The 18,139-nt window shown below is 40.5% G+C and carries 13 protein-coding genes; 11 read left to right on the top strand and 2 right to left on the bottom strand.

Going from position 1 to position 18,139, the window contains the following annotated elements; translation table 11 throughout:
* Window positions 1-16: 16 nt before the first annotated feature.
* From GJS41_RS02530 to GJS41_RS02570, 9 genes are all read left to right on the top strand, one after another.
* Window positions 17-1,165, top strand: coding sequence for an acyl-CoA dehydrogenase family protein (locus tag GJS41_RS02530; protein ID WP_154245759.1), 1,149 nt, complete (start codon window positions 17-19; stop codon window positions 1,163-1,165).
* A 17-nt stretch (window positions 1,166-1,182) separates the two neighbouring features.
* Window positions 1,183-2,793 carry a carboxyl transferase domain-containing protein gene (locus GJS41_RS02535; protein ID WP_154245760.1) on the top strand — a complete coding sequence of 537 codons (1,611 nt, stop codon included), beginning with the start codon at window positions 1,183-1,185 and terminating at the stop codon, window positions 2,791-2,793.
* Window positions 2,794-2,805: 12 nt separating this feature from the next.
* Window positions 2,806-3,630 carry an enoyl-CoA hydratase/isomerase family protein gene (locus GJS41_RS02540; RefSeq protein WP_370515600.1) on the top strand — a complete coding sequence of 275 codons (825 nt, stop codon included), beginning with the start codon at window positions 2,806-2,808 and terminating at the stop codon, window positions 3,628-3,630.
* A 5-nt stretch (window positions 3,631-3,635) separates the two neighbouring features.
* A complete protein-coding gene (locus GJS41_RS02545; RefSeq protein WP_154245762.1) occupies window positions 3,636-5,645 on the top strand; it encodes an acetyl/propionyl/methylcrotonyl-CoA carboxylase subunit alpha in 2,010 nt (669 codons plus the stop codon).
* Between the two features lie 3 nt (window positions 5,646-5,648).
* Complete coding sequence (locus tag GJS41_RS02550) at window positions 5,649-6,587, top strand: hydroxymethylglutaryl-CoA lyase (protein ID WP_154245763.1); 939 nt, start codon at window positions 5,649-5,651, stop codon at window positions 6,585-6,587.
* A 35-nt stretch (window positions 6,588-6,622) separates the two neighbouring features.
* Window positions 6,623-7,336, top strand: a complete 714-nt coding sequence (locus tag GJS41_RS02555; RefSeq protein ID WP_154245764.1) for a CoA transferase subunit A — start codon at window positions 6,623-6,625, stop codon at window positions 7,334-7,336.
* A 10-nt stretch (window positions 7,337-7,346) separates the two neighbouring features.
* Window positions 7,347-8,003, top strand: coding sequence for a CoA transferase subunit B (locus GJS41_RS02560; RefSeq protein ID WP_154245765.1), 657 nt, complete (start codon window positions 7,347-7,349; stop codon window positions 8,001-8,003).
* Window positions 8,004-8,197: 194 nt separating this feature from the next.
* Complete coding sequence (locus GJS41_RS02565; protein WP_154245766.1) at window positions 8,198-10,372, top strand: S46 family peptidase; 2,175 nt, start codon at window positions 8,198-8,200, stop codon at window positions 10,370-10,372.
* 191 nt (window positions 10,373-10,563) lie between these two features.
* Window positions 10,564-13,116, top strand: a complete 2,553-nt coding sequence (locus tag GJS41_RS02570) for an EAL domain-containing protein (RefSeq protein WP_195758320.1) — start codon at window positions 10,564-10,566, stop codon at window positions 13,114-13,116.
* A gap of 2 nt (window positions 13,117-13,118) precedes the next feature.
* Here the strand turns inward: GJS41_RS02570 and GJS41_RS02575 are convergent, their stop codons facing one another.
* On the bottom strand, window positions 13,119-13,514 hold the full coding sequence (locus GJS41_RS02575; protein WP_154245768.1) for an MAPEG family protein: 396 nt from the start codon (window positions 13,512-13,514) through the stop codon (window positions 13,119-13,121).
* Between the two features lie 58 nt (window positions 13,515-13,572).
* Complete coding sequence (gene acnB, locus GJS41_RS02580; protein ID WP_370515601.1) at window positions 13,573-16,188, bottom strand: bifunctional aconitate hydratase 2/2-methylisocitrate dehydratase; 2,616 nt, start codon at window positions 16,186-16,188, stop codon at window positions 13,573-13,575.
* 212 nt (window positions 16,189-16,400) lie between these two features.
* On the opposite strand from acnB, the gene GJS41_RS02585 reads away from it, so the two are divergent.
* Complete coding sequence (locus GJS41_RS02585; RefSeq protein WP_154245770.1) at window positions 16,401-16,820, top strand: LexA family transcriptional regulator; 420 nt, start codon at window positions 16,401-16,403, stop codon at window positions 16,818-16,820.
* 12 nt (window positions 16,821-16,832) lie between these two features.
* Window positions 16,833-18,110: a Y-family DNA polymerase gene (locus GJS41_RS02590; RefSeq protein ID WP_154245771.1), complete on the top strand. Its 1,278-nt coding sequence runs from the start codon at window positions 16,833-16,835 to the stop codon at window positions 18,108-18,110.
* Window positions 18,111-18,139: the final 29 nt, after the last annotated feature.

Genomic DNA, 18,139 nt, shown 5'->3' on the forward strand with positions numbered 1-18,139 from the left:
TTCAAAGGAATTTAAGATGATTCTCACTGAAGAACAAACCATGATTCAAGATATGGCAAAGGGTTATGTGCAAGAGCGCATCGCTCCTTTTTCTGAAGAGTGGGATAAAAACAAAACTTTCCCAGCTGATGCCTTAAAAGGTTTAGGTGAACTTGGCTTCTATGGCATGTTAGTACCTGAAGCTTGGGGTGGTTGTGAGATTGGCTATACTGCAATGGCTTTAGTGTTAGAAGAAATTGCTGCCGGTGACGGCGCCTGCTCTACCGTGATTTCTGTGACTAATTCCGTTGGTTGTATGCCAATATTAAATTACGGCACTGACGAACAAAAAGAGCAATTTTTGAAACCATTGGCTTCTGGCGAAATGCTTGGAGCATTTTGTTTAACCGAACCTCATGCAGGATCGGATGCAGCTGATTTAAAAACGAAGGCTGTGTTTGAAAAAGGCGAAGATGGCGATTGCTATGTTTTAAATGGCGTTAAACAATTTATCACCTCTGGTAAAAATGGTGATGTTGCCATTGTGTTTGCAGTGACAGACCCAAGCGCTGGTAAAAAAGGCATTAGCGCCTTTATAGTTCCGACTAACACGCCTGGTTATATCGTTGCCAACATCGAAGATAAAATGGGGCAAAATGCTTCTGACACAGCCCAAATCGTATTGGAAGACTGTCGCATTCCTGCCGCTAATTTATTAGGCGAAGAAGGACAAGGCTATAAAATTGCTCTTTCTGGTTTAGAAGGTGGACGTATTGGTATCGCCGCGCAAGCCGTTGGCATGGCCAGAGCCGCTTATGAATATGCACTCCAGTATTCAAAAGATAGAACATCTTTTGGTAAGCCCATTTTCCAACATCAAACGATACAGTTTAAATTAGCTGATATGTCCACCCAAGTGAACGCGGCTCGTAATATGGTGTTAGATGCAGCTCAATTACGCGATAACAATTTGCCTTGCTTAAAAGAAGCTTGCATGGCAAAACTTTTTGCGTCTGAAGTTGCAGAAAAAGTTTGCTCCGATGCTATTCAAGTTCTTGGTGGTTATGGCTACTTAAAAGATTATCCGGTAGAACGAATTTATCGTGACGTTCGAGTAGCGCAAATTTACGAAGGCACTAGTGAAGTACAAAAAATGGTAATTGCTCGCGCAATTGCTAATGATTAAATTGATTAGGATCTAACATGCCAGTTATTAAATCTACAATTAATTCTCGTAGCGCAGTATTTCAAGAAAATGCTGAAGCCATGAGCGCGTTAGTCGACGACCTCCGCGACAAAATGGAATACATCACTCAAGGTGGTGGAGCAAAATACCAAGAAAAACATTTATCTCGAGGAAAATTATTACCTCGAGATCGTGTTCGTAAATTACTCGATGTGGGCTCACCATTTTTAGAAATTTCGCAAATGGCAGCTTGGAATATGTATGACAATCGTGTTCCTGCGGCCGGCATGATTGCTGGTATTGGTCGAGTTTCTGGTATCGAATGTATGATAGTTGCAAATGATGCAACGGTTAAAGGTGGAACTTACTTTCCAGAAACCATTAAAAAACATTTGCGTGCCCAAGAAATTGCTGAGCAAAACAATTTACCTTGTATCTATTTAGTAGACTCCGGCGGTGCTAACTTACCCCAACAAGATGAAGTGTTCCCTGACAAAGAACATTTTGGTCGCATCTTCTATAATCAAGCCAATATGTCAGCAAAAGGCATTCCGCAAATTGCAGTAGTCATGGGTTCTTGTACAGCAGGTGGCGCTTACGTTCCTGCTATGGCGGACGAATCCATTATTGTTAAAGAACAAGGAACTATTTTCTTAGGCGGACCGCCGCTAGTTAAAGCGGCAACTGGTGAAGTAGTTTCGAGTGAAGATTTAGGTGGTGCGGACGTTCATTGTAAGAATTCGGGTGTAACCGATCATTATGCTATAAATGATGAGCATGCTTTAAAATTAGCACGCCAAGTGGTTAAAAATTTAAATCGCAAAAAGAAACCTTTTGTGACTATCGAAAAACCGATTGAACCACTCTATCCCGCTGAAGAATTATACGGCGTAGTTAACAAAGATCCTCGTAAACCTTTTGATATTCGCGAAATCATCGCTCGTGTGGTTGATGGCTCTGAGCTTGATGAATTCAAAGCCATGTACGGCAATACGTTAATTTGTGGCTTTGCTCGTATCCACGGCTACCCTGTCGGTATCGTAGCTAATAACGGTATTCTATTTTCAGAATCAGCACAAAAAGGCGCCCACTTTATCGAACTATGCTCTCAGCGCGGGATTCCGTTAGTTTTCTTGCAAAACATTACCGGCTTTATGGTTGGTCGTAAGTACGAAAACGAAGGCATTGCAAAACATGGCGCCAAAATGGTTACCGCTGTTGCTTGTGCAAAAGTTCCAAAGTTTACCGTGATTGTTGGTGGTAGTTTCGGCGCTGGTAACTATGGTATGTGTGGTCGCGCATACTCTCCTCGTTTCTTATGGATGTGGCCGAATTCACGGATTTCAGTTATGGGTGGCGAACAAGCGGCTAATGTTTTAGCACAAATCAAACGCGACAACTTCGAGCGAACTGGCCAACCCATGTGGTCTGATGAAGAAGAAAAAGCTTTTAAAAAGCCCATTGAAGACCAATATGAAGAGCAAGGTCACCCTTATTATTCAAGCGCTCGCTTGTGGGATGATGGCATTATCGATCCTGCGGATACTAGAACTGTTTTAGGTTTAGCGCTTTCTGCAGCCATGAACAAAGAAGCCGAAGAAACCAAGTTCGGCGTCTTTAGAATGTAGGAGTTGATAACAGTGCAAGAAGCTTTAAAAATTTCTATTGATGAAGGCCGAAACAAAGAATCTTCTATCGGCTCCGATGGTCGTGGCGTTGGCTACATTACTTTAACTCGTGGCGAGATCCATAATGCTTTTGATGACCAGTTAATTGCCGACTTAACTTCAGCTTTTGCAGCCATGCAAAACAATGATGACGTTGAAATCGTGGTTTTAAATGCCGAAGGTAAAAGTTTTTCCGCCGGTGCTGATTTAAATTGGATGCGCCGAATGGCAGATTATTCTTGGCAAGAAAACTTTCAAGATTCTCAGGCCTTAGCCAAACTGATGAATACTATTTATAGCATGACCAAGCCCACTGTGTGTGTGGTTCAAGGTGCTGCTTACGGCGGTGGCGTTGGTTTAGTTGCATGCTGCGATATTGTCATCGCATCTGAGCGCGCGAGCTTTTGCTTATCAGAAGTTAAACTGGGTTTAATCCCAGCAGTGATTAGTCCTTATGTGGTAAAAGCCATTGGTGAACGCCAAGCGCAACGCTACTTCTTAACCGCTGAGCGCTTTAAAGCCAATCAAGCAAAAGCTTTTGGTTTAGTTCATGAAGTTACTGCTGAAGATGAATTGCAAAATAAAACTAATGAAATAATTGCCACCCTACTTTCTAATGGTCCGCAAGCAGTAGTTGCTGCTAAAGATTTAATTCGTGCGGTTGAAGGTAAAACTATTAATCAAGAATTGATGGATGAAACCGCTAAACGTATTGCTGATATTCGTGCCAGCGAACAAGGCAAAGAAGGTTTAAACGCATTCTTAGAAAAAAGACCTGCAAACTGGTCAAAGGAATAGAATTTATGTTTACCAAAATATTAATTGCTAACCGTGGTGAAATCGCTTGCCGCGTGATTAAAACCGCTCAAAAATTAGGTATTAAAACAGTAGCGGTTTATTCGGAAGCTGATAAAAATTCTATGCACGTTGCCATGGCTGATGAAGCCATTTATTTAGGCCCAGCTCCAGCTCGTGAATCGTACCTTAAAGGTGATTTAATTATTGAAGCGGCTAAACAAACTGGTGCTCAGGGCATTCACCCTGGTTATGGTTTTTTATCAGAAAATGCAGATTTTTCTAAAGCCTGTTTTGCCAACGGTATTGAATTTATTGGCCCGCCCGAAGGCGCTATTATTGCCATGGGTTCTAAATCTGCGGCAAAAGAAATTATGCATGAAGCCCAAGTGCCATTAGTTCCTGGCTACCATGGTGAAAATCAAGATTCTGATTTCTTAAAATCTGAAGCAGATGCAATGGGTTATCCTGTTATCATCAAAGCCACTGCCGGCGGTGGTGGTAAAGGCATGCGCATCGTTTGGAAATCAGAAGAGTTTGAGTCTAACTTAGCGTCTTGTAAGCGTGAATCAGCTGCCTCTTTTGGTGATGATCGAGTATTAGTTGAAAAATACATTACTAAACCTCGACATGTAGAAATTCAAGTATTCGCGGATAAACATGGTAATGCCGTTCATCTGTTCGAGCGCGATTGTTCAGTACAGCGTCGCCATCAAAAAGTTATTGAAGAAGCCCCAGCTCCAGGTTTAAGTGAAGAAACTCGCGAAGCTATGGGACAAGTGGCTATTCGCGCAGCCAAAGCCATTGGTTATGTGGGCGCTGGCACCGTTGAATTCTTATACGATGAAGATGAGTCTTTCTACTTTATGGAAATGAACACGCGTCTTCAAGTTGAACATCCTGTTACTGAGTATATTACTGGCCAAGATTTAGTGGAGTGGCAGTTAAAAGTTGCTTCAGGCCAAAATTTACCTTTAAGCCAAGAAGAGCTATCGATAAATGGCCATGCGTTTGAAGTCAGAATTTACGCAGAAGATCCGCGCCAAGATTTTTTACCAGCGACTGGTACTTTATTACACCTAGATACACCTGAAGAAACTCAGCATGTGCGTATTGATACCGGTGTCCGTCAAGGCGATACAGTATCGGTTCATTACGATCCCATGATCGCAAAGTTAATTGTCTGGGATCATGACCGTAATGCCGCGCTAGCGCGTTTGCGCGGCGCTTTGGCTCAATATCAGGTAGTAGGCGTTACTACTAATACTGAATTTTTATCAGCTTTAGCATCGAATCAAGCATTTGAAGATTTGGATTTAGATACTAACTTTATTGAGCGTCATAAAGACGATTTAATCTTAGATGACCTGGCTGCAGACAATGATACATTAGTCGCAGCTGCGATTTATCAAATTTTAAAACGCGAGCAAAAAGCACAAGCCGTTGCAGCACAAAGCGATGATCCCTACTCTCCTTGGAATCAAGTGACTGGATGGCGTTTAAATACTGACAATCACCATACTTTAGATTACAAAGATTATGTGGATGGCATTGCCAATGAGTTAGCTATTACCGTTCATTTTAGAAATGATGGTTACCTTTTAGAGTTGCCATCAACTGAACTAAAAGTTTTATCGGCCAAATTAATTGACGATGAATTACGACTAGATGTTGAAGGTCGTCGTTTTAATGCAAAAGTAGTTGCAGACACTAGCAAGTTGCATGTTTTTGTCCATGGCAATTATCAGATGCTAGAAGTTGTTGATAAAGGTCTGGCTGATGAGTCAAGCGATGCTGGCGGCCGTTTAACTGCTCCAATGCCTGGCACTATTATTGACGTATTAGTGGAAGCTGGCGATACGGTCGAAGCTGGTCAGCCACTGGTGATTTTGGAAGCCATGAAAATGGAACATACGATTAATTCGCCAAGCGCCGGAACCGTTTCAGAGGTTATGTACGCTGCTGGTGACCTAGTTGAAGATGGTGCTGAATTGTTATCACTAGATAACGCGGAGTAAAATATGGTCATGGTTTCTGAAAAACCTATCCTGCCCCCCCATGTCAAAATTGTAGAGATGGGGCCAAGAGACGGTTTACAAAATGAAAAGCAACCAGTTTCAACTGAAGTAAAGTTAGAACTGATCCAGCGTTTGATAAATGCTGGCGAAAAAAACATTGAAGCCACCGCTTTTGTTTCGCCTAAGTGGGTTCCGCAAATGGCCGATCATCATGAAATAATGTTGGGGTTGAAAAAACTAAACTCTGACGATGTGATGTTTCCAGTGCTAACACCGAACCTGAAGGGATTTGAAGGTGCTTTAGCAGGAGATGCAAAAGAAGTTGCCGTTTTTGCCGCTGCTTCGGAAAGCTTTTCACAAAAAAACATTAATTGTTCTATTGCAGAATCGATAGAGAGTTTTAAACCTGTAATGGAAGCTGCCAAAGAAAACAGTGTTTTAGTACGCGGTTATGTTTCTTGTGTTTTAGGTTGCCCATTTGAAGGTGATATAGCAGCAGAAAAAGTTGCCGAAGTTGCTAAAGCTTTATATGACCTAGGATGCTATGAAATTTCTTTGGGCGATACTATCGGTACGGGCACACCTAGCAAAGCGCAAGCCATGATAAAAGAAGTGGCTAAATACGTACCTATTAATCATTTAGCTTGCCACTTTCATGATACCTATGGTCAAGCATTAGCCAACTTGTATGCTTGCTTAGAGTTAGGAGTATCAACCATTGATTCGTCAGTCGCTGGAATTGGTGGCTGCCCTTACGCTCCAGGTGCTACTGGTAATGTTGCTACTGAAGATGTGGTTTATATGCTTAATGGATTAGGTATTGAAACAGGTATCGATTTAGACAAGTTAGTGGATGCCGGTGTATTCATTTCTGATGTGCTCGGCAGAAAGCCTGTATCCAATGCGGCAAATGCTTTGCTATCCAAAAGAGCAGTGAAATAAAGAATTTTATATAGAAATTTAAACGAGGACTGAAAATGTCAGGTTTTAATAAAGTCGTAACAAGTTACGAAGAAGCCTTAGCGGGCTTTACAGACAATATGACCGTGATGGTCGGGGGCTTTGGCCTGTGTGGTATTCCAGAGGGTTTGATTGAGCAAGTGAACAAGCTTGGCTCTACAGGCTTAACTGCGATTTCAAACAATGCTGGTGTGGATGGCTTTGGTTTGGGTAAGTGGTTAGAAAAACGCCAAATCTCTACTATGATAGGCTCTTACGTTGGTGAAAATGAATTATTTGAAAAGTTATTACTCTCTGGTGAGATGGAAGTGATTCTTACGCCACAAGGGACACTGGCCGAAAAAATCCGCGCGGGCGGTGCTGGAATTCCAGCGTTCTTTACTGCAACGGGTTACGGCACTCAAGTGGCCGATGGTAAAGAAACTCGTGAAATTGACGGTCGTAATTATGTTTTAGAACCATCATTAACCGCTGACTTTGCATTAGTTAAGGCTTGGAAAGCCGATACTATGGGTAACTTGATTTTCCGTAAAACGGCGATGAACTTTAACCCAATGATGGCGACGGCGGGTAAAATTACCGTAGTAGAAGTTGAAGAAATCGTTGAAGCTGGCGAGTTAGATCCTAATTATATTCATACGCCCGGTATTTATGTTCAGCGCGTGATCAAAGGCAACTTTGAAAAGCGTATCGAACAAAGAACCATTAAACCATCTTCAGAGAAAGAATAAGGAGCGCACAATGGCATTAACACGTGATCAAATCGCCATGCGAGTGGCGCAAGAAATCCAAGATGGTTATTACGTCAATCTTGGTATCGGTATCCCTACTCTAGTTGCAAATTACGTTCCGGAAGATATGGACGTAATGCTTCAGTCAGAAAATGGCTTATTGGGCATGGGCGAGTTCCCAACTGAAGAAACTATCGACCCAGATTTAATTAACGCAGGCAAGCAAACGGTGACTGCGGTAACTGGCGCTGCTTATTTTTCTTCAGCAGAAAGCTTTGCCATGATCCGTGGTGGTCATGTTGATCTAACGGTACTTGGCGCTTTCGAAGTTGATCAAGAAGGCTCTATCGCTTCTTGGATGATTCCTGGCAAATTGGTTAAAGGTATGGGCGGCGCTATGGATCTAGTTGCCGGAGCTGAAAACATTATCGTTACTATGACTCATGCCAATAAGCACGGCGTTTCTAAAATCCTTAAGAAATGTACTTTGCCGCTTACCGGCGCTAACTGTATTAAGCGAGTCATTACTGAATTAGCCTTTATGGAAATTAAAAATGGCGCTTTCCATTTATTAGAAAGAGCTCCTGGTGTTAGTGTAGAAGAAATTCAAGCTTTAACCGAAGCTGATTTAGTCGTCAATGGTGATATTCCCGAGATGACATTTTAACTAAGCTATTATTCTATAGACTAGTTTTAAGCACTTGATTTAGACCAGCTATTTGCTGGTCTTTTTATAACAAATAGTTAATAGACAGTTACAATTTTAAGCTATAAAAATATGCAGCTTTGTCTATGATGTAGGTAACAAATTACTAGCACATTTAAGCTACTAAACTGGGGGAACCAAATCAGGTAAAACGTATGAAAAAACTAATATTAACAGCAGCTTTGTCTACCATGGCTTTGTCTGTAACAAAAACAACTATTGCCGATGAAGGCATGTGGCAACCACACCAACTTCCAAGTTTAAAAAAAGAACTTAAAAAAGCCGGTTTAAAATTAGACCCAAATGATCTCACTGAATTAACTGAGTTTCCGATGGGAGCCATTGTCAGCCTTGGCGGATGTTCTGCAGCATTTTTATCGCCACAAGGATTGGTTGCAACAAATCATCACTGTACTTATGGCAGCATTCAGTTTAACTCTACGGCTGAAGATAATTTGATTGAAAAAGGTTTTTTAGCCAAGTCCCTTAAAGAAGAATTAAAAGCAGCTCCTGGCAGCCGTGTTTTCGTCACAGAAGAAGTTAGCAAAGTTACCGATAAGGTTATCGGGGATTTAGCAGATACTTTAAGTGGTATCGACCGTTATAAAGCTATTGAAAAAAACCGTAAACAATTAATTTCTGATTGCGAGTCTGCGGAAGGTTATCGTTGTCGAGTCAGTTCATTCCATGGTGGCCTTGAGTATTACCTAATTAAGCAAATGGAAATTAAAGATGTTCGTTTAGTCTATGCTCCAGCTGGTGCTATCGGTAAGTATGGCGGTGACGTTGATAACTGGATGTGGCCACGTCATACCGGTGATTTCTCTTTCTATCGCGCTTATGTCAGCAAAGACGGTAAGCCGGTTGAGTATTCAGAAGACAATGTTCCTTACCAACCAAAGCATTTCTTGAAAGTAAATGCTAATGGCGTGCAAGATGGTGATTTTGTGATGATCGCAGGCTACCCTGGTAGCACCAACCGTTACAGAACCAGCGTAGAAGTAAAGGACCAATTTGAATGGTACTACCCTACTTTCAGAAAAGTAGTCCATAACTATATTGATATCATCGAAAAAAATGCACCAGAGGGCTCTGATGCTCGTGTTAAGTATGCCTCAACCTTAGCTAGTCTTAATAACGTAGAAAAAAACTGGGGCAGCATGATTGAAAGTTATGGTAAAGGCGATTTTTTACAGCGTAAAACAAAGCTGGAAGCTAGCCTTGCTAACTGGTTGGATACTGATAAGAAAATGAGCAAAAAGCATCGTGACTCTATAAACGCTTTAAATGCTTTAATCCTAGAAGACCAAAAAGAGCAAGAAACTGATTTAAAACTTTGGGCAATGAGCCGCGACGCTTTAAGTACTACCGCTGCCAACTTATACCGCTTGGCACTTGAAAAGCAAAAGCCTGATACAGAACGAGAGCCTGGTTATCAAGAGCGTGATATGACTCGTTTTGAAGAAGGACTAAAGCGCTTCAATCGCCGCTGGGATGAAAAAGTTGCTAAAGAACTCTATAAGTATTTCATTACCGAATACGCCACCCTACCATTAGAACAGCGTGTGAAAAGTTTTGATAAAACGATGGGCATTGGTGAAAAATTGGATTCAGCCAAATTTGCCAAAACTCTTAATCAGATGTTTGCTAATACCAAGTTAACCGATGAAAAAACCCGTTTAGACTGGATGAATAAATCTGTTGAAGATTTTAAAAATTCTACCGATCCATTTATCCAACTTGCAGTTGCTACTTATGATGAAAACTATCAACGCGAATTAAAGAGTAAACAACGCTCAGGTCAATTCCAACAGCTACGCCCTAAGTATATGGCGGCCATGATTGATTACTATGATTATTTAGGTAAACCCATTTATGCTGATGCCAATAGCACTTTGCGTGTTACCTATGGAAACGTTAAAGGCTACTCTCCTAAAGACGGCGTTTATTCTATGCCATTTACTACTTTAGAGGGTTTATTAGCTAAACATACCGGTGAAGAGCCATTTAACTCGCCAGAAGCTCAAAACAAGCTTATTAAAGAGAGAGAATATGGTCGCTATTTAGATAAATCACTCGATAGCGTGCAGGTGAACTATTTAACCACTGTTGATATCACCGGCGGTAATTCAGGTTCATCAACTCTAAATGATAAAGCAGAATTCGTTGGTTTAGTCTTTGATGGCAACTATGAGTCAATTATTGGCGATTGGGATTATGATCCAAACCTTAAGCGCGGAATACACGTATCGAGTGCTTATATGCTATGGGTTATGGAGCATATCGATGATGCTCATAATTTAATTAAAGAAATGACTGTCATTCGATAGAATTTAAAAAAGGGGCTTAAAGCCCCTTTTTTGTTATTAGGAAGCCTCTTAATTTTAAACTACAACTGCTTGTATAAGCTATAAATACACAGTAATCTGTGTATATGAAATTGCTCCACAACACCATGAAAAACCTGCTCATCCTGATCTCGCTAGTGTTTATACCCTCAGCGTATGCTAGCAATTCGACTTTGCAGCTATTTAAGCCCAGTAAAGAACTTCGTATAGGAGCTTTTAACTCTCCACCGATTATTATTTTAGAAGAAGGAGAAGCGCCTAAAGGACTTATGGTTGATTATTTAGAAGCTGTTGCCGAAGAAGAAAACTGGCGAATAACATGGGTACCAGACTCTTGGAATGGCTTGCTAGAAAGAGTCAAAATTGGAGATATTGATCTTTTACCCTTTGTAGCTTTTAAAGAAGAGCGAACTCAATTCATAGACTATAGCAGTGAAAACTTCATGACTGGCTGGGGCCAGGTTTATGCCTCTCAGAAAGATACCTTTCAAAGTGTCATGGATTTAGAAAATAAAGAAGTGGCTGTTTTAAAAAATGAAATTCACGGTCTTGCTTTCGTAGAGCTCTGTGAAACTTTCGGGGTAAACTGCAACATAAAAGAAGTAATTAATTTTGATATAGCCTTTAGATTATTACAAGACAATAAAGTTGATGGCGTGGTTGCAGGCAACTGGGTTGGGCATGATTACCTGGAAAGATTTGATATTGCACCAACCAGTATCATTTATAACCCTAAGAAAACTTTATTCGGTGTTCCTAAAGGAACTAACTCAGAGCTTATTAAAACCATTGATGCCTATGTAATTAATTGGCGTAATGATAAATCATCGGCATACTATTCGGCCCATAAGAAATGGTTAGATACGCATAACTCTTCTAATTTGCCAAGTTGGATAACCTCAGTAATTTTATTATTCCTTGGACTTTTCTTTGCCAGCATTTTCATTTCTTACTTATTAAGGCAGCAGGTAAAAAAGCAAACCGCTACACTAAAAAGACAAAGTGAACAAACTCGTCAGATTATCGACTTAATACCTCACTTTATTTATGCGGCAAATGACAAAGATGAAATATTCTTAATAAATAAATATGCCACAGAATTTTGTGGCGTTAACTCGCAAGATTATGAAACGCTACCAAAAAAGCATTTATTGAAAAATCATCAAGTAAGCGCAGCTCTTTTTGGAGGAGATCAGGCATTACTTAACGAAGGCTCTCAGAGTTATCAAAGCGAAATAAAGACGCGGAGTGCTACTGGTGAAGAAACCTATTTCAATTTAATAAAAGTTCCTTTTGTGAGTAGCTCTACTGACTCAAACTCTGTGGTTGGGGTTGCTGTTGATGTAACAGCTTCAAAGCAATATGAAAAGCAAATTGAGCATATGTCGTATCACGACCCACTCACTCAATTACCCAATAGAATATTACTCAATGACCGGTTGAAACAATCACTTGCCCTCTCAGTTCGCCAAGGTTATAGCGGCGCAATTTTATTAATCGACTTAGATGATTTTAAAACCTTCAATCACAAGCATGGAGTTAAGCTTGGCGATCAATTACTAAAGAAAATAGCTGATAGAATTTCAGGCTTGATTAAAGTCGGTGATACGTTAGCACGGTTAAGTTCTGATACCTTCGTGGTTCAACTAAATGAACTATCCATAAAGCCACATGAAGCACACGACACCGCTTTTAAAGTTGCTAATAAAGTACAAGAAGTTATCGGGGCTCCTATTAATATTAATGGTAGCTCACTTTATATTTCAGCTAGCATTGGTGTCGTCATTTATCCATTTGATGGTAAAAATGTAATCAATCTTATACCTCGCGCAGAAGCTGCGATGCTACAAGCTAAGCTCAATGAAAATGATAGCATTATACGTTTTACTAGCGACATGGAAACAGCCGTATTCCATAAGCACCTTATTAATAATGAATTACAAAATGCTATTAATAACCATGAGTTTGAACTTTTTTATCAACCGCAGTTTTCTCACGAAGGGATAAGTCCTATTGGCTTTGAAGTACTTATTCGTTGGACAAATAATAAGCATGGAATTATTTACCCTAATGACTTCATACCAGCAGCTGAAGAAAACAACCTTATTATTTCTATCGGTTATTGGGTTATCGAGCAAGCCTTTAAAGATTTTCAAAAACTGCAAGCAACTTCATTAAAAGATGTATTTCTAGGGATTAATCTTTCAGTAGTGCAAATAAAAGATCCTAAATTAGTCCCTTTGATTAAGAAGTTACTCAAACAGTATAAAATCTCTGCTGAGAGCATTGAATTTGAAATAACTGAAACCGTAATTTTTGAGGATATAGATGATTCAATAAAGACACTAAATGAGATTAAAAAGCTGGGGTGTAAAATTTCAATTGATGATTTCGGTACAGGTTACTCGTCGTTAAGTTATTTAAACCAGTTACCTTTGGACAAACTCAAGATAGATCGCTCATTCATTAAAGATATTGAAAAAGATAAAAGTAGCCAAGCTATTGTTAAAACCATTGTGAATATGGCCAAGGATTTAGGTTTAACTGTTCTAGCAGAAGGCATAGAAGAAGAAGCTCAACTTGAATACTTACGCTCAATCGACTGCCAATACTATCAAGGCTATCATTTCAATAAAGCGATTTCTTTTAAGGAAATGCTAGCAACTTACGATACCCATGCTTTACCTAAATCCATTAAAACGGTTGATATAAATAAGTCTGTATAAATTTATAAATTAGCCAAACTATTTATTAAAATTGTTAAAGCATTGGATAATATAACCATCCATGTAATAAGCGTACCGTAAAAACGGCCTTTACTAATGCCTATTGATTTACCTAAACCATAAGCGTGTAATACTCTCGAAAGAACTAAGAGTGCACCAGAAATATTTACCCAAATAGCAGATCCTCCATTAATTTCTACAAATGCAATCAGCAACAAAGCAATTGGTACATACTCAATAGCATTAGCATGAACACGAATTTTTTGAGCTAGCTCTTGATCACCTTTATCGCCAATCCCTATACGTTTTTTTCGGCGCATGAGTACGACTTGATATGCTAACAAAAGAATGAAAAGAGCAAGAATTGCTGCATAAATAGGAGTAAACACTAAAATCATAAAGTACATCCATAAAAAAGCCCACTAATAAGTGGGCTTAGTATTACACGAAGCGAGATTAAGCTCCAACAGTAACTTTATTCTCAACAGGTATAGTCACTTGGTTTGCTTTTTCTTTATACTCTTCCATTTGGTGGAAGTTCATATAAACGTAGATTTCATCTGCCATCGAATCAATTTTAGACGCGTACTCTAAATACTCTTCAGGAGTCGGTAGTTTGCCCAACAAAGCAGAAATAGCTGCCAATTCAGCAGAAGCCAAATAAACATTAGCACCCTGCCCTAAACGATTTGGGAAGTTACGAGTAGAAGTTGAAACCACGGTTGATTTAGGCGCTACTCGTGCTTGGTTACCCATACACAAAGAGCAGCCTGGCATTTCTAAACGTGCACCTGAACGACCAAAGATATTGTAATGCCCTTCTTCCATCAGTTGGTGTTCATCCATTTTTGTTGGCGGCGCAATCCAAAGGCGTGTTTGCAAAGTTCCCGCTTCAACTGTTTCTAATAATTTAGACGCCGCGCGGAAGTGACCAATGTTCGTCATACACGACCCAATAAAGACTTCATCAATCTTATCGCCAGCCACTTCTGATAATAAGCGTGCATCATCTGGATCATTCGGCGCACACAATACAGGCTCTTTTAATTCGCTCATATTGATTTCGATAACAGCTTCATACTCAGCATCTTTATCGGCTTTCATCAAGCTTGGATTGGCTAACCACTCTTCCATCTTAGCTACACGACGACCAATGGTACGCTCATCGCCATAACCATTCGCCATCATCCACTTTAATAGAACAACGTTAGAGCTTAAGTATTCAGACACAGACGCTTCACTCATCTCAATAGTACAGCCCGCAGCTGAACGCTCAGCTGAAGCATCAGAAAGCTCGAATGCCTGCTCAGCAGTTAAGTCGCCAAGACCTTCAATTTCTAAAATACGACCAGAGAAGATATTTTTCTTGCCAGCTTTTTCAACGGTTAAGTAACCATCTTTAATGGCTTGATAAGGAATCGCATGGACTAAATCACGCAAAGTAATACCTGGTTGCATTTCACCAGTAAACTTGACCAATACAGACTCAGGCATATCCAATGGCATAACGCCTGTCGCGGCAGCAAATGCAACTAAGCCGGAACCAGCAGGGAATGAAATACCTAGTGGAAAACGAGTATGCGAATCACCGCCAGTACCTACTGTATCTGGAAGCAACATACGATTTAACCAAGAGTGGATAATACCATCGCCAGGACGTAATGAAACACCGCCACGATTCATAATAAAATCTGGCAAATTATGCTGTGTATCGATATCAACTGGCTTTGGATAAGCAGCAGTATGACAGAAAGACTGCATGACTAAATCTGCAGAGAAACCTAAACAAGCTAAATCTTTAAGTTCGTCACGAGTCATAGGTCCAGTAGTATCCTGTGAACCTACGGTGGTCATCTTCGGCTCACAATATTGACCAGGGCGCACGCCTTCAACACCACAAGCTTGACCCACCATTTTTTGCGCCAAAGTAAAGCCCTTAGTCGATACTTCTACTGCATCCGGCTTGCGGAAGAAATCTGCCGCTGGCATACCTAAAAATTCGCGAGCGCGCGCGGTTAGACCGCGACCAATAATTAGTGGGATACGGCCGCCAGCTTGAACCTCGTCTAATAAGACATCAGTTTTTAACTCAAAGGTCGAAATTACTTCACCAGCATCATTCTCGACTTTACCTGCGTATGGGTAAACATGAACTAAATCGCCCATATTCATTTTAGAAACGTCCATTTCAATGGGTAAAGCGCCGGCATCTTCCATTGTATTAAAGAAAATTGGTGCTATATTGCCACCAAAGCAGAAGCCTCCATCACGCTTATTCGGTACGTGTGGTATATCGTCACCCATGTACCATAAGACAGAGTTAGTCGCAGACTTGCGCGATGAACCTGTGCCCACAACATCGCCCACATACACTAGCGGATAGCCGCGTGCTTCCAATTCATCAATTAACTTAATTGGACCAATTTCACCTTGCTTGTCAGGATCGATACCCTCTCGTTCATTCTTAAGCATTGCTAAAGCATGCAAAGGAATATCAGGACGCGACCAAGCATCTTGCGCTGGCGATAAGTCATCCGTATTGGTTTCACCAGGAACTTTAAACACCGTTAATGAAATTTTGTCAGCTAAAGCATCTTTAGACTTGAACCATTCAGCGTCAGCCCATGATTGAACCACTGCTGCTGCTATCGCATTACCATTTTTAGACTTTTCAGCCACATCATGGAAGGCGTCAAACATTAACAAAGTGTGCTTTAATTGCTCGCCTGCCAACTCAGCCAATTCAGAATCATCAAGTAACTCAACCAAAGTCACAATGTTATAACCGCCTAACATAGTGCCTAATAATTTAACCGCACGCTCTTTAGACACTAGCGGTGAAGAAGCTTCGCCTTTAGCGATAGCTGACAGGAAACCAGCTTTTACGTAAGCAGCTTCATCAACACCTGGCGGAACACGATTGGTTAATAAATCAACCAAAAACTCTTCTTCACCCGCTGGTGGATTTTTTAGTAATTCGATTAAGCCACTGACCTGTTCGGCACTTAATGGCAATGCAGGAATACCCTGCTCGGCTCTTTCTGCAACATGCTTACGATATGCTTCTAACACGCTAAAAGTCCTCGTTATATTCTTAGTGTCTTTATTTAAGCCCTGATCGCTTAAAAAGCAACCAAATCTCTTGAAAATTCGGGTTGCGATTATAGCATAGCAACCAGTCATTTGTATGCTTTTTAAGGTGCTAAACGGATCTTTCAGAAAGTTCGAGAGGCTGATAATCGAATGTGATATTCTGTATTTAATCACAGTATTTCGTATAGCCAATGAGCAAAGTATCAATTTTTTCACCTGCTGGTGACTACTCTGAAGTCCCCTACTATTCAGGCAAGGTCTCAGCGGGCTTTCCTGGGGTAGTCGATGAGCATATGGAAGACTCATTAAGTCTCGATCAGCTTTTAATTAAAAACCCGGCTACCACTTTTTTTGCCCGAGTCGAAGGTGACTCCATGATTAACGCAGGGATTTTCGAAGATGACATTTTGGTTATTGACCGCTCTCAACACGCTCAAGACGGCGATATCGTAGTGGCTTTGCTGGACAATGAGTTCACGGTTAAACGCCTTAAAACTAAAGGCAAACTGCGTTTACAAGCAGAAAACCCTGCTTATTCGGATATTTTAATTACTGGTGAGCATCAACTTACCATTTGGGGCGTGGTTACCGGTCTAGCACGCAACTTTTAAACATTACTAAAGATGAATAATCAACCTGAAAAAATTTACGCTCTTTGCGATGTAAACAGCTTTTATGTTTCTTGTGAGCGCATATTTAGACCTGATCTAGCCGATAAACCAGTTATCGTATTAAGCAATAATGACGGTTGCATTATATCGCTCTCTGATGAAGCTAAGGCGCTCGGTATAAAAATGGCAGTGCCTTATCATGAAGCAAAATCTATTATTGAAAGAAACAAGGTCATCACCTTCTCATCCAACTATGGCTTATATGGCGACATGTCTAATCGCTTTAATCAGCTTCTTAGGCAGTTTTGCGATCAAGTCGCACCCTACTCGGTGGACGAATCTTTTATGTGCTTTGAGGGCTTTAAAGAAGATTTAGTCAAGCATTGTCAGCATATTACTCAAGAATTAAGGCGGACTTTATCGCTACCCACCTGTATTGGCTTAGCACCAACCAAAACATTAGCAAAGGTCGCTAATCATTATGCAAAAAAACATAAAAAATCCACACATGGTGTTATCGATTTATGCTGCCCTCAGCAACGCCAATGGGTTTTAAAGCAAATACCAGTACATAAAATATGGGGGATCGGATCTAAGTTATCGGTGAAACTTAGACATCAAACTATCAACACCGCTTGGGATCTGCATAATGCTGACTTTAAAGTTTTACAAAGAATGTTTTCCGTTAATATGGAACGAACCGTTTTAGAGTTACGCGGACAGCCTTGTTTAAATTTTGAAACCATGCCGCAGGCAAAAAAATCCATATTAAACTCGCGCTCATTTGGCAAAGCCATGACTAATTATTACGATCTTAAAGAAGCTTTAAGTTACCATGCTACTCGGTGTTGTGAGAAATTACGCAACCAAAATTCATTAGCAAGCGCGATAACTTTATACCTCTATGCTAAAAAAAATCATCAAGATAGAAACTACCAATACCAGCCACAAATCACTTTAAAATTCACAGAAGCTACCGATGATACAGGCTTGTTTATTCAAGCCATTGAACAAGGTTTACAGCGAATTTACTCGCCCAACATTAAGTATAAAAAAGCTGGCGTAATGCTAATGGGGATCAGTTCTAGTACAGGACATCAATCGGATTTATTTGTGCCATTAAAACGCCGTCCAGAATTAATGCAGAGTCTTGATAATATCAATCAGCGCTACGGTAAAGATATGGCAAAATTCGCTAGCTTAGGCTTCAGCAAAAAGTGGGCGATGCGCGCTAATTCCTTATCCGCTCATTACACCAGTCGCTGGAATGACATTTTAACCATTCCTTGAGTATAACTATGTAAAAACACAGCATGCTT

Origin of the sequence: Kangiella sp. HZ709, from assembly GCF_009674675.1 — a bacterium.
In the GTDB taxonomy this organism is placed as follows: Bacteria; Pseudomonadota; Gammaproteobacteria; order Enterobacterales; family Kangiellaceae; genus Kangiella.

What these genes read in the sequence shown, in the direction of transcription:
- GJS41_RS02560 (WP_154245765.1), top strand. Translation starts at nt 7,347, where the DNA reads ATGGCATTAACACGTGATCAAATCGCCATGCGAGTGGCGCAAGAAATC.
- GJS41_RS02545 (WP_154245762.1), top strand. Translation starts at nt 3,636, where the DNA reads ATGTTTACCAAAATATTAATTGCTAACCGTGGTGAAATCGCTTGCCGC.
- GJS41_RS02565 (WP_154245766.1), top strand. Translation starts at nt 8,198, where the DNA reads ATGAAAAAACTAATATTAACAGCAGCTTTGTCTACCATGGCTTTGTCT.
- GJS41_RS02585 (WP_154245770.1), top strand. Translation starts at nt 16,401, where the DNA reads ATGAGCAAAGTATCAATTTTTTCACCTGCTGGTGACTACTCTGAAGTC.
- GJS41_RS02535 (WP_154245760.1), top strand. Translation starts at nt 1,183, where the DNA reads ATGCCAGTTATTAAATCTACAATTAATTCTCGTAGCGCAGTATTTCAA.
- GJS41_RS02530 (WP_154245759.1), top strand. Translation starts at nt 17, where the DNA reads ATGATTCTCACTGAAGAACAAACCATGATTCAAGATATGGCAAAGGGT.
- GJS41_RS02575 (WP_154245768.1), bottom strand. Translation starts at nt 13,514, where the DNA reads ATGATTTTAGTGTTTACTCCTATTTATGCAGCAATTCTTGCTCTTTTC.
- GJS41_RS02550 (WP_154245763.1), top strand. Translation starts at nt 5,649, where the DNA reads ATGGTCATGGTTTCTGAAAAACCTATCCTGCCCCCCCATGTCAAAATT.
- GJS41_RS02590 (WP_154245771.1), top strand. Translation starts at nt 16,833, where the DNA reads ATGAATAATCAACCTGAAAAAATTTACGCTCTTTGCGATGTAAACAGC.
- GJS41_RS02555 (WP_154245764.1), top strand. Translation starts at nt 6,623, where the DNA reads ATGTCAGGTTTTAATAAAGTCGTAACAAGTTACGAAGAAGCCTTAGCG.